Below are 13201 nucleotides of genomic sequence, written 5' to 3'. Positions count from 1 at the left end.
GTTTAGTTAGACAATTCCTTTTTTTGTCGCTTTCTTATTCTTTTCAAATTCTTTGAGATAATCAATAAAACGCTTGGTTTTTAAAGAAAATTCTATTGCTTTGGTATAAAAGAACAAATAATCAGTTTCATTTATTTTATTAGTTTCTTTTAAAATAATAACCTTATTTCTAAACTCTCCCGAAGACCCCTTTGCATAGATTAAAAAACGAACAAAATCAGGATTATTATTGTACTCAAAACCTTCCGCAACATTATCAGCCATTGACATTGCCGCTCTTCTAAATTGATCTTTCAATCCGAAATCAGATTTCATTGGTTCTAGGTCAGAAATTCGATAGGCTTCAACAGCAATCTGTTTCCCAATTTGCCAAATTTCCATGTCTTCAAATTTTTCAATCTTTGCCATATTTTACATTATCTCAATCTAAATCCAAAATTTTCCAACTTTCAACTTTAAAACCTTTCAACTTTAGGACTTCTTCAATGCTAATAAAGAAAAATCTGTATTAGTTCTAGTAATGATATTTGTTAAGCTACCTAAACCAGTAATTTCCATTTCAACATCATCCCCAGCTTGCAACCATTGAGTTTTGTAGTTTGGATCATTTAGTAAACCTGTACCGTTTAATTCTAAGAAACAGCCTGTCCCAACAGTTCCAGAACCAATCACATCGCCTGGTAAAATATCTACACCATATGCACAGCGCTCAATAATTTCTGCAAAAGTCCAATCCATATCAGCCATATTTCCTGCAGATACTTCTACCCCATTTATTCTACATGTCATTTTCAAATCGTATGCATTACCTACATGATTTGGCTTTGCAGCTACTTTATATTGTTCCAATTCATCTGGCGTTACTAACCAGGGGCCGATTACTGTAGAAAAATCTTTCCCTTTAGCAGGACCCAAGTTTAGGAGCATTTCTTCCATTTGTAAAGTTCGGGCGCTCATGTCATTCATAATCATATACCCAGCAATGTATTCGTCAGCCTCTGCTGCTCTTACATTACGGCCCTTTTTACCAATTACAACGGCTACTTCTAACTCAAAATCTAGTTTCTGAAAATGATCTGGCATACATTCTATTTCACCAGGACCTTGAATTGCATTGTGGTTGGTGAAATAAAAGATTGGATATTGATCAAATTCTGCAATCATGTCTACCTTGCGATTACGTCTTGCTGCTGCCACATGCTGACGAAAAGCATAGCCATCTCTACAAGAAGTTGGGTGTGGAACAGGTGCCAGTATTTGATAAAAAACTTCTTGTTTAGGTTTTAAATCTCCACTAATAATATCTTGATTGATTTGTTTAGCTCTTTCCATCAAAGCATCTCCGCCTTGTAAAAAAGCATTCATATCATCTGGAATTAACTTATTACAAGAATTTAAATTGTAAATATGTCCGTTTACAAAAACACCCAAGTGCTCTCTATCTTCGGTTTTGTAGGATACTAACTTCATAGGATATCTGGTTAAATACAGTGGTAAAGCTAAGGATTAGTGCTAGGTTTCAAAATTTTTATTCGATATTTATACTATATCGTTTTATGATAGCTGATGATTTCGTTTCCTTTGGCCATAAGTATGATATCAGTCAAGTTCACAAAAATACCATGTGCCAAAATTCCATCTATTTGATTTAGCTCATTGGCTAATTTTTCAGGATCATCTATTAATCCAAAGTCAGTATCAAAAATATAATTCTGGTTGTCGGTTATAAATGTTTTGCCATTTTCAACACGTTTCATAGGCTTACCTTTCAGTTTTTTAAGCTTAAGCATCACATATTTTTCGGCATTTGGATTGACTTCTATTGGCACTTTAAATGCGCCTAGTTTTTCCACCAATTTGCTTCCATCTGTAATAATAATTCTCTTCTTGCTTAATGAAGCAACTATTTTCTCTCTAAATAATGCTCCTCCACCACCCTTTATTAATTTAAAATCTTTGGTAAACTCATCTGCACCATCAATACTAACATCAATGGAACTTACTTTACCTAACTCCAATAAAGGAATGCCTAAAGAAATAGCCAGTTGTTTTGTAGCTTCAGAGCTAGGAACTCCAGTAATTTTAAGTCCATCTTTCATCAGCTTTGCTAATTCTTTAATAGCTAAGGTTGCAGTAGAACCAGTACCTAAACCTACTACATCGTTATTTTTCACAAACGCAATAGCAGCCTTCGCAGCAGTTAATTTTTCCAGATCTTGATTGTCATTTGCCATATTTAAAAGTATGAATTAATTTGAAATTCGCTTTAAAAATCATAATTTTACTCAACGAAATGATTAGCAAATCAACATATCAAAACCATAATGCAAACGAGGTTCTCGCTGCTTTTAGGTATGCTATGCTTTCAAAAATCATTTTTGCACAATATTCTTTTTAAGCCGTTTTTCTGAGCGTCAATTTAAAACGTTTCTTACGTTTTAATCGTTATATATTTACATTTCTAACCAAATTACCTAACGCTATGCCAATTTACCATACATTAGGAACTATTCCACCAAAGCGACATACGGTTTTCCGTAAACCAGATGGCAATTTATACGCAGAGGAATTAGTTTCAACTGAAGGTTTTTCAAGTTTATATTCATTGGTTTATCATTGTCACCCACCAACAATTGTAAAAGAATTAGGCGAGCCTTATTCTGTAGAACCAAAAATTGCTCGCGAAAAACATTTGCGACACACGAGTTTAATTGGTTTCAATATTAAACCAGAAGATGATTATTTGAAAAGTCGTAAGCCAGTTTTGGTGAATAGCGATTTACATATTTCATTGGCAGCGCCGAGAAAATCAATGACTGATTATTTTTATAAGAATAGTCAAGCTGATGAAGTAATTTTTATTCACGAAGGTTCTGGAACTTTAAAGACCGGTTTTGGTAAAATCAAATTTGGGTATGGCGATTATTTGGTTGTTCCTCGTGGCACTATATATCAATTAGAATTTAATGATGAGAAAAATAGACTTTTCATTGTAGAAAGTTTCAGCCCAATTCGCACACCAAAACGTTACCGTAATTCATTTGGACAATTAGAAGAGCATTCCCCTTATTGCGAAAGAGATATTCGTAGACCACAAGATTTAGAAACAATTGATGAGTTTGGAGATTTTAAAGTCCTAATCAAAAAACAAGGGATTATGTATCCTTATACTTATGGAACTCATCCATTTGATTTTGTAGGTTGGGATGGTTTTCATTATCCATGGGCATTTTCTATTCATGATTTTGAACCGATTACCGGTCGTTTACATCAACCACCACCAGTTCATCAAACTTTTGAAGGACATAATTTTGTGATTTGTTCTTTTGTTCCTCGTAAATACGACTATCACCCATTATCAATTCCTGCGCCTTATAACCACAGCAATGTAGATAGTGATGAGGTTTTATATTATGTTGATGGTGATTTCATGAGCCGCAAAAGTGTAGTTAAAGGACAAATCACGTTACACCCAGGGGGAATTCCTCATGGCCCTCATCCCGGAACGGTAGAAAAATCAATTGGCAAAGAAAAAACGGAAGAACTAGCTGTCATGATAGATCCCTTTAGGCCTTTAATGTTAACTCAAGATGCGGTTGATATTGAAGATGAGAGTTATCATACGAGTTGGCAAATTAATGTAGAATAGGGACAGGATTATAAGATTTAAGGATAAGTAGGATTAACATTTCAACAATATGAGCACACAAACATTTGCAGAAAAAATAGCAAAAGCACAAGATTTCCTTCCCATAAATGGAACGGATTATATAGAATTTTACGTGGGGAATGCCAAACAGGCTGCTCACTATTATAAAACAGCATTCGGTTTCCAATCTTTGGCTTATGCTGGACCAGAAACTGGCGTTAGAGATAGAGCTTCTTATGTTTTACAACAAGGCAAAATCAGATTGATTTTAACTACAGCTTTGAAATCTGATAGTCCAATAGCCGAACATGTAAAAACACATGGTGATGGTGTAAAAATATTGGCACTTTGGGTTGACGACGCCTATAGTGCGTTTGAAGAAACTACAAAACGTGGGGCAAAACCATATTTACAGCCACAAACCTTAACAGACGAAGATGGTGAGGTGAAAATGAGCGGCATTTATACCTACGGCGAAACTGTTCACATGTTTATTGAGCGCAAAAACTATAAGGGTATTTTCATGCCAGGTTATAGAGCCTTAAAAAGTGATTATAATCCTGCAGATGCCGGGCTTTTATACATTGACCATTGTGTAGGGAATGTAGGTTGGAACCGAATGAACGAGACCGTAAAATGGTATGAAGACGTAATGGGTTTTGTAAACATTCTCTCTTTTGATGATAAACAAATCAACACTGAATATTCTGCTTTGATGAGTAAAGTGATGAGTAATGGAAATGGTTTCTCAAAATTCCCAATCAATGAACCTGCAGAAGGCAAAAAGAAATCTCAAATTGAAGAATATTTAGAGTTTTATGAAGGGGAAGGTGTTCAGCATATTGCAGTTGCAACAAAAGACATTGTTAAAACAGTTACCGATTTAAAATCTCGTGGTGTAGAATTTTTAAGTGCACCCCCAGAGGCCTATTACGAAATGATGCCAACTCGCGTAGGGGAAATAGACGAAGAAATTGCGTTGTTAAAAAGCTTAGGTATTTTGGTTGATTGCGACGAAGAAGGATATTTATTGCAAATTTTCACCAAACCTGTTGAAGATCGCCCTACTCTTTTCTTTGAAATTATTCAGCGTAAAGGAGCACAATCTTTTGGAGCCGGAAACTTTAAAGCTTTATTCGAATCATTGGAACGTGAGCAAGAATTAAGGGGAAATTTATAGCTATTTAACTTTGACAAACTTCTTTCCATTTTGCTAGAACTTTGTCAAAGTTTAAGCGCTTTAAGCTATCGGTCGGTGTCGCATAGAATTATTTGTAAACCATTTTTAACATTATATTGTTCTTAGCTAATGATAGCTTCAAAAATTAAACTATTGCTGATTGTATTTGTCTTATTACAAACCCAAACTTGCAAGAAAGATGATTTTAAGGATGTTCCAGTTTGTATCTTAGAAAAAATCAAGGAACTAAAAACTGAAGATGTCTCAAATCCGCCAACAAGTGTTTGGCAATATGAATATAATGGAAAGACTGTTTATTTTATTCCACAAAAATGTTGTGATCTTCCAAGTTTGCTTTACGATAAGAATTGTAATCTAATTTGTAGTCCAGATGGTGGTTTTACAGGTAAAGGCGACGGAAAATGCAAAGACTTTTTTGAAAAGCGAACCAAAGAGAAATTAATCTGGAAGGACGATAGAAAATAGAATAATAAAAAGCTGCTTAGAAAATTAAGCAGCTTTTTTAACAATGTCCTAAAGCGTAATAAATTATTACAAATATCACAATGGTTGATAAACAACCACCACCCAATTTTTTAGCGCCATAACCGGCTAGTATTGTTCTGAAGAAATTATTCATATTTTAAATGGTTTAAGATATAACCATTATTTACATGAAAAGTTTTACTTCTCTTTAATCACTAGCAGTAAACCTTTTCCTTTCAGAATTGAAATTTCACTTTGTGCAGTTAAAGAACTTGAGGTTTGAAAATCTTCCACTTCTGGAACAGTAATTACAGCTTTGGTTGGATCAATTCCTAATTTATTCCAATCAATATTTAAGGTGATTTTCACATCATTATCTGCCCAACTTGCAATTGAAACTAATGCAGCGCCTTGTTTCTTATAAACTGTTGCCAAAACTTCAGCATTGCTTGTTTTAACTGGGCAGTTTTCTGACCAATAGCCAATCATTTTTGTGCCTTTCATTCCAAAGTCATCCCAAACTTTCCATATTGGACGAGGATCATTATTCCCAGACCAAGGTAAACGATTAGTCATTCCGTAAATCATTCCACGCCATTGGTTTCCACCATCTTGTAACATTTCGCCCATTAAACCAAACGGAATTCCACTCACTTCTGTTAAAAAGAAATCAGGCTTGTTTTTTTCATAATCGAAATATTCGCCGAACCAAAGGCGATTTAAATAAGGAAAATGTTCCATGTATAAATTAGCACTATTGTTAAATCCGTCGCTTTTATTGTATTGATTTGCTGAGTGTAAGTCTATAATTCCTGGGTGCCCATCTTGAGTTAGCACACGTTTAATGCGTTTCATAGTTATTCTATCAAATGCTACATCATCCAAATAAATACCATCAATACCAACATTTTTGGTTAACCAATTCATGCCTTCTACATAGTAATTATGCCAACGACTCATCCCACTGTTTACAATTGCAGCATCCTTAATTTCTGGCACAAACCAAGCTGCGATATAATCATCTTTAACATGTTCTTGCAACCAAGAAAATCCGCCGCCTTTACCTGGTGAATAAATTTCATGTCCTAAACTTCGCATTGGAAATGTCTCATAAGCTCTATTAGATAATTCCCGAACAGTGTTGTAAATTTTCACTTTTAGTCCTTTGCTATGCGCTTCATCTATATAGCTTTTCATTTTTGCATGTTCAATAAATGGATAATTGATCCAAGGATTAATTGGTGTTGCATGATGAATATTTATAACTGTTGCACCTGTCGCTTTAATGCTATCAATACTATTATATTTATGATAAAAGCGATTTTCCCATTGGAAATCAGTATTTATAGTATGAAAAGGGGTAATTAATAATGTGAAATTATAATACAATACATCACCCTTTTTAAGTTGACGTTCGCCTGTATAGTTGTTCGCTAACATCGAGCTTCCTTTTATACCTATAGTCACACCGCCTTTATTTTCATTGCCCCAAGAAGTTGGCAGCAATAATGGCTTTTGTAAATAGAAGTTAGTATTTAATGGTCTAACATATTTTTCATCTCGTAATGCATATTGCAAGCCTGCGTTTACGTTTCCTAACCAAGCACCATCTTGATTTTTATTTGCTACATCCCATTTCCAGTCAAATTTTTCTGGGCGTGTTCCTCCTTTTTGTCCAAAGCCCATCATATAAGTTGCCGCAGTTTTATTAAAAGGAATATGCATGGTTACATCCTTTAAATCAACATCTTTTAATGCGGTAACTTTTACAGTGTAAGCTAAAAAACCATCAAATTCTAAGCTGCCAGCAACATCCATTTGTAAGCTATCATTGGCATTTTTGCTTTTCCATTGCACAGTTCCAGCTTCTTTTTTGGTAAATTCTATGCCGCCATCTTTAAGCACCGTATTTTTTCCATCCGCTTTGCGCACAAAATGGAAATGAATATTTTCTGCCAACAAATTATTTGGAGTTGTTGTATAATCTGTCATTTCTGGACTAAAGAAAGTCTGAATTTGTTTTGGAAAACCATTTTTATCTAGTTCGACTTTTCTACCCAAAAGACTAATTGTATTTTCTTGAACTTGTAATGCAGTGTAAGGTGCAATAACTGTATTTTTTTGCGCTAATGTAGAATTTAACCACGTTAAACGCGTTTGTTTCCATGGTTCATCAATTCCTCCATTTGATTTCACAGTTCTAGGAACTACCATTAAGTTTATTTTCACAGTTTGTGAAGGAGCATTAGCAGAAGAAACAGTTACCGTTCCACTATACGCTGCGCTATATGCATTTGTTGGAATAGTTAGCAAACACCATAACGCTTGCACTTGATTAGCTGGCACATCAACTTCTTTTTTAAATGGGACTCCATCGTATGCAATTCCATCTGTATTTAAACAAGAAAGCAAAGCTGATGAAATTTTATGCCCTGTTTTATCCTTTAAATCGCTAAACTTCAATTTCACATTTTGTAAATCTTTTAAAGCAAAAATACCCAGTTGAAAAGAAAAATTTTCTCCTCTAAAAGCTTTGTCTGTAAATGTTTTTTGTACTCCTTTATTAATCCACCGTTGTGGAATATCATTTTTCATAATGATTGGAAAATTTCTGCTTTCAGGAAAAACGAGATAAGCTGGCTCAGCATTTTTTACTCTCAACGTTTTCATTTCTTCCGCAGTTGCAATAACTTCCATTGGGTAAACGCTGTTAAAAGCATTAATAGATTCGATTTGCAGCACTTTAGTATTTATAGCAGTTGTGTTTGCGTCTTTTATAGAAAATTCACTAGTAGACTTTTCTTGTTTTGGATAAATTCCTTTTGGATAATTTGATCTTCCTTCATTTTTGTAAGGTTGGTAATAAATATAATAAGTACCAATTCCACTTTCTGGTTCGAAACAAATCAACCCATTTTCTTTATCTACTGAAATAGGTAAAATGCTTTTAATTTTCTTACCTGTTTTTGCATCTTGAACAATGATTGCTTTTTGATCTGGGTTTGGATCACTTCTACGCCAGTTAATCATCACCTTTGCTATTTTCCCTGTACCATTAAAATTCACTACGGCTCGCTGATTTCCTAACGAATCGGCATTCCAACTATTATTGCCTGATGTATATTTTATTTCTTGAGCATTTACATAAAATGATACCATGCACAAGAAGAATACGGAGGAAAATAGATTTTTCATGAATTAGGGATTTATAAGATTAAAGGAGTTGTAAATTTAATTTTTTTCTTCATTGTTTAACAAAAACTCACAAATTTAAGCACATTTATAACTGACAAACTTGCTTTTAATGCTTAAGCGAAATAATTCAGCATAATTTTATTAATTTTGAATCAGGGTAAACGCTAAGGATGTACGCAATCACAATAAAGAGATCTCAATTATTTTTCAAACACTTAAGAATAGCATTCAAGTTATTTCAGAGAAATGATCCTTTACGTTTAGCTGGAGCAACTGCCTTTTTTGCTAATTTTGCATTACCCCCCATCCTACTCATCTTAATTAGATTATTTGGTTTTTTTATCGATAGAAAGATATTAGTGACCAGATTATTTGAGCGTTTGGCCAATATTTTAGATGATAGTAGTACTGCTCAAATTCGCCAAACCTTAAGGAATATCCGTGGAGTTGATTACAATTGGTGGGCAACAATCCTCAGTTTTGTATTTTTCATTTTTGTGGCCACTACGCTATTTAGTGTTATTAAAAGCTCTATGGATCAGATTTGGAGTATTGGATTAAACGAAAAATTAGGGATTTTATTTAATTTGAAGCTAAGAGCTCGCTCTATGATAATTATTTTGCTGGCAGGAATTTTATTCTTTGTCGGTCTATTAACCGATAGCATACAAGCAATAATTGGCAGTTACATTAATACCGCAGCACCAACTTTTGGGAAAATATTTCTCTCCATATTAAATCAATTGCTTTTTATAATTATTGTAACAGTTTGGTTTACGGTTTTATTTAGATTTTTAACCAATGGTAGACCAAGTTGGAAAACAGCAATAAGGGGAGGTTTATTAACTGGTATTTTATTTACATTGGGTAAATTCATTTTACGCATTATGCTTCCGTTGAGCAATATAGGTAACATATATGGCGCATCTGGATCTATTGTTTTAATTATGCTTTTTGTATTCTATTCTTCGTTTATTTTTTATTTTGGTGCCTGCTTCGTGAAAGTACTTAGTGATGCAGGTAGTAGACCAATACATCCCATTAAAGGAGCTTTCCTTTATGAGTTAAAAGAAGTTATTAAGGAAAAGCATTAATTAGTTCGCATTCCTACTTGCTCAAAACCTTGCATTTCGAATACAGCCAATTTATTCAGAAGATTGCAGTGTAGCGTTCCGAAAAAATTAAAAATTCCATCTTTATTTTTTCCTTCAATACAAATTGTCTCTTTAACTATTTCACGTTGTGCTAAATTCTGGTCGCCAAGAATTAAATTTTCGTCCTGAATAATAATGTCTTTTGCTTCAATTGCAAACTCTTTTAATAGCGCCAAAAAGCTCTGGCCGTTTAGTAACAGTTCTTTGATATTCATGGTGTTAAAGGTTAGGTTTTGATTAAAAAACACCTATCAATTTTAACGCCAAAAAAAATGGATAAACTTAAAAAGTCTATCCATTTTTTATTAATTATAAAAGATGATTTAACTAAAACAATTTGTAAGCTAAACCCAGTGTAAATAAATTCAATTTCGTTGATGAATAACCTTCTGCGTTAAGTTTAGAAAGGCCTAATTCATATCTTAAATCTACACCTAATTTGCCAAGATCTAAACCAGCGCCGAATTGCCATGCAAAAGCTTGATCTTTAAAACTGCCATTAAAAGCTGCAGATGCAGCTTCAGAAAGGCTTTGATCTTCGTTTAATACAAATGAAACAACTGGGCCAGTATTTAAGCGTAAACCTACACCAGCCGCTCCTAATTTAGTTCCCACTAAAACTGGCACATCTAAACTGGTAAATTTTACTTTATTCTCAACTCCTGCAGAATTTTGTAGCGTTGCATTTTTGCCAGATAAATAAAGTTCTGGTTGCAAATGCAAACCTGCAGCTCCAATACGAGCCCAAACTCCTGCATAATAACCTGCTTGGTTATCGCTACTAAAAGTATTAGATGTATTAAATTTTGATAGATTCATTCCTCCTTTTAAACCAAACTGAAAAGAAGGTAGCACTTGACTAAATGCAAAAAAACTACTGCAAAGTAGCAATAAAGATAAACTGAGCTTTTTCATGTGAAATAATAATTATTTGTATAAATGTAATATATTTTTAATTATAACTTATTCTTGATTTCGACCAACTATACTGAAATTCAATATAAATAGTATCTTTATTGGATATTTTTTGACCGCTTTCAATGGAATTTACTTACAATGCCTATGCCATCTTTTTATTAATATGCGGCGCTGTACTTCTAATTCTAGCTAATTATATCTTTAAAAGAGGTGGCAATGCCGTAAAATGGTTTAGCTTAATGATGATTTCTAATGCTATATGGTCTATCGCATATGGTTTAGAATTAGCAAGCGGCTCTTTGTGGCAAATTAAGTTTCTTATTAACATAGAATATATCGGTATTGCCAGTTTACCATTAAATTGGTTTCTATTTTGTCTTCATTTTTGTGGTAAAGAATGTTGGTATAAAAAACCATTAAATTTAATCCTTTTGCTCATTATGCCTATTGCTGCAATAGTATTGGTATGGACAAACGATTTACATCATTTATATTATACAAATATTTCCCTAGCTACGGATGGACCTTTCCCAATGGCTAATATCACCTTTGGATTGTTTTATAAAATCTTTACCATCTATTTTTATTTGTTGTTAGCTTGCGGATGCTATCTAATTTTTGTGAAGTTCAGGATGTCAGATCCTATTTATAAAAAACAAAATTACAGTATTATTATAGCTGCACTTTTACCTTGGCTTTCAAACATTGCACATGTTTTGGGTGTAAGACCTCTTGGATATTTAGATATCACTCCGTTTGCATTTATTTTTACTTCATTTTTAATTTTAATAGGCATTTATCGCTTTAAACTTTTTGATATTATTCCTATTGCAAGGGAAAAAGTACTGGAATTAATGCGAGATGGCTTTTTGTTATTAGACCAACAAAATAGAGTGATTGATTATAATGAATCCATAAAGAAATATATTAAAACCAATGGGAAAAAATTAATCGGCCTTCCTATAGAGCAAGTATTTCCGAATCAACCAGAGTTTTTTAAACGGATTAAGGATCATGAACAAGGTAAAGTAGAATTAATTCTTATTATTAATGGCGAGAAACTCTATTTAGAAACAGAAATACTCTTTTTAAACGATAATAAACTCAATAATGATTTTGCCATAATCAAGCTACAAGATTTAACAAGCATTAAAAATGATACTATACGTACTAAAGAACAAGCCAAAGAACTTGAAAAACTAAATCAATTAAAGGATAGAATATTTTCGATTATTGCACATGATTTAAGAGGGCCATTAGTCAATCTTTCTGAGGTTTTAAAGATGATAGCTAATAATCAAATTACAAGTGAAGAATTTAAAAGCATCTCTCCTACACTTAGCAAAGATATTATTTACACTACCGATCTTTTAGAAAATATACTCCATTGGTCTAGAAGTCAACTAAAAGGATTTGGGATTAAACAGGAATTCTTTAATCTCCGCAACCTCATTATTAATGAAATAAATTACCATTTACCCGGTGCTACATTAAAAAAAATAAAAATTATTCATGATGTTTTTCCCGGAGAAATGGTTTATGGAGATATTTTAATGGTACAAATTGTAATGCGGAACATTATTAATAATGCTATTAAGTTTTGTTATGAAGATTGTGAAATTCACATTACTGCCGCCTATCAGAAAAATGGAATGATGTTGGTTTGTATAAAAGATAATGGAATTGGGATATCAAAAAATATTCTTAACAAACTTTTTAAAGATGAGAATATTACAACTCGAGGTACTTCTAATGAGAAAGGAACAGGATTAGGATTAATGGTGTGCAAGGACTTTATGAACCGAAATGGCGGTAATATTACTGTAGAAACGGAAGAAGGAAAAGGATCTAAATTTTGTATCAGTATTCCTACTACAAAATAAAAAAGGGTTCAGAAAATATCTGAACCCTTTTGCAATTACTTATTGACCAGTAGCTTCATTAATAGCTTGCTGTTCTTTTAAAGCATCTACATTATTTTTATTTCCAAAGTTTTGGGTTTTATCAGCAAAGTAAGCTAATATATCCACTATAGAATCGAGATTATCTGCAACACGTTGGTGCATATCGGGTAAATCTTTATCCAATTTTTTATCGCTTAGTTCTATATTGTCGACTTCAATTTTTCCAATTTTCTGAATAATTGCTTGTTGCGAGTGTTGTAAGTCTTCTAATTCTCTTACAATCTTTTCCATTAATTCAAACTTTTTTAGAGTATCCATATGTTAATTTATTAACGTTAAAATTTACAGTTATCCATTATACAACGGATTATTAGTAAAAATGTTTGGATTATATAAATAGGCTTTGGATTTTAACCCAATAACAGATTGCACAAAAAGCAGATTAGTAGATTTAAAAACTGCTAAGAAATAGCTTCGAAAACAGGCTTTACATCTGTCCAGAATTGATCTAAAGCAATAATTCGAGGCTTTAAAAATGAAATTAGTTCTGGCCAATTTTGTTGGTTGTAAATACTAACGTTGTTTATTGTTTTAGTAATTTGACTTAACGGAATACCAAATTCATTCATAGCATTTTGTTCCCAATCCCATTCTTCATTTACTGCAGTTGAAAATAACGATTTAAAAGCTTTAAATTTTTCAAAATACAGATTCC

Annotated in this window: 13 protein-coding genes; 5 read left to right on the top strand and 8 right to left on the bottom strand. The window is 33.0% G+C overall.

Going from position 1 to position 13201, the window contains the following annotated elements; genetic code table 11:
* Positions 1-6 precede the first annotated feature (6 nt).
* The 3 genes from WC622_RS04960 to rpiA form a co-directional block, all read right to left on the bottom strand.
* Positions 7-408 (bottom strand): four helix bundle protein, encoded by a 402-nt coding sequence (locus WC622_RS04960; RefSeq protein ID WP_372817880.1) that lies wholly within the window; start codon positions 406-408, stop codon positions 7-9.
* Positions 409-471: 63 nt separating this feature from the next.
* Positions 472-1470, bottom strand: coding sequence for a fumarylacetoacetate hydrolase family protein (locus tag WC622_RS04955; RefSeq protein WP_372817878.1), 999 nt, complete (start codon positions 1468-1470; stop codon positions 472-474).
* A 74-nt stretch (positions 1471-1544) separates the two neighbouring features.
* Positions 1545-2234, bottom strand: coding sequence for a ribose-5-phosphate isomerase RpiA (rpiA, locus tag WC622_RS04950; protein ID WP_372817877.1), 690 nt, complete (start codon positions 2232-2234; stop codon positions 1545-1547).
* A gap of 248 nt (positions 2235-2482) precedes the next feature.
* On the opposite strand from rpiA, the gene WC622_RS04945 reads away from it, so the two are divergent.
* The 3 genes from WC622_RS04945 to WC622_RS04935 all read left to right on the top strand — a co-directional run bounded on the left by WC622_RS04945 (position 2483) and on the right by WC622_RS04935 (position 5315).
* Positions 2483-3649, top strand: coding sequence for a homogentisate 1,2-dioxygenase (locus WC622_RS04945; protein WP_372817875.1), 1167 nt, complete (start codon positions 2483-2485; stop codon positions 3647-3649).
* A 49-nt stretch (positions 3650-3698) separates the two neighbouring features.
* The gene (hppD, locus tag WC622_RS04940) at positions 3699-4829 is read left to right on the top strand and encodes a 4-hydroxyphenylpyruvate dioxygenase (protein ID WP_372817873.1); all 1131 of its coding nucleotides are present in this window, start codon (positions 3699-3701) and stop codon (positions 4827-4829) included.
* A 129-nt stretch (positions 4830-4958) separates the two neighbouring features.
* The gene (locus WC622_RS04935; RefSeq protein WP_372817871.1) at positions 4959-5315 is read left to right on the top strand and encodes a DUF6970 domain-containing protein; all 357 of its coding nucleotides are present in this window, start codon (positions 4959-4961) and stop codon (positions 5313-5315) included.
* A gap of 198 nt (positions 5316-5513) precedes the next feature.
* Here WC622_RS04935 and WC622_RS04930 read toward each other — a convergent pair whose 3' ends face one another.
* A complete protein-coding gene (locus WC622_RS04930) occupies positions 5514-8510 on the bottom strand; it encodes a glycoside hydrolase domain-containing protein (protein WP_372817870.1) in 2997 nt (998 codons plus the stop codon).
* Between the two features lie 170 nt (positions 8511-8680).
* Here WC622_RS04930 and WC622_RS04925 point away from each other — a divergent pair, with 170 nt between their 5' ends.
* A complete protein-coding gene (locus WC622_RS04925; RefSeq protein WP_372817868.1) occupies positions 8681-9604 on the top strand; it encodes a YihY/virulence factor BrkB family protein in 924 nt (307 codons plus the stop codon).
* On the opposite strand, the gene WC622_RS04920 is transcribed toward WC622_RS04925, so the two are convergent.
* Together WC622_RS04920 and WC622_RS04915 are read right to left on the bottom strand one after the other, a co-directional pair.
* A complete protein-coding gene (locus WC622_RS04920) occupies positions 9601-9879 on the bottom strand; it encodes a hypothetical protein (protein WP_372817866.1) in 279 nt (92 codons plus the stop codon). The two genes, WC622_RS04925 and WC622_RS04920, sit on opposite strands and share 4 nt — an antisense overlap.
* Positions 9880-9991: 112 nt before the next feature.
* A complete protein-coding gene (locus WC622_RS04915; protein ID WP_372817864.1) occupies positions 9992-10579 on the bottom strand; it encodes a porin family protein in 588 nt (195 codons plus the stop codon).
* 125 nt (positions 10580-10704) lie between these two features.
* Between WC622_RS04915 and WC622_RS04910 the strand changes: the two genes are divergently transcribed.
* Complete coding sequence (locus WC622_RS04910) at positions 10705-12465, top strand: histidine kinase N-terminal 7TM domain-containing protein (RefSeq protein WP_372817862.1); 1761 nt, start codon at positions 10705-10707, stop codon at positions 12463-12465.
* Positions 12466-12504: 39 nt separating this feature from the next.
* On the opposite strand, the gene WC622_RS04905 is transcribed toward WC622_RS04910, so the two are convergent.
* Both WC622_RS04905 and WC622_RS04900 read right to left on the bottom strand, forming a co-directional pair.
* Positions 12505-12804, bottom strand: a complete 300-nt coding sequence (locus WC622_RS04905; RefSeq protein WP_372817860.1) for a hypothetical protein — start codon at positions 12802-12804, stop codon at positions 12505-12507.
* Between the two features lie 143 nt (positions 12805-12947).
* The coding region (locus tag WC622_RS04900) for a DUF4268 domain-containing protein (protein WP_372817858.1) at positions 12948-13201 on the bottom strand (254 nt) is incomplete at its 5' end.

The organism is Pedobacter sp., from assembly GCF_041662865.1.
In the GTDB taxonomy this organism is placed as follows: domain Bacteria; phylum Bacteroidota; class Bacteroidia; order Sphingobacteriales; family Sphingobacteriaceae; genus Pedobacter.
Note: the sequence above shows the minus strand (reverse complement) of the source record. Positions and strands in the feature narration are given on the sequence as shown.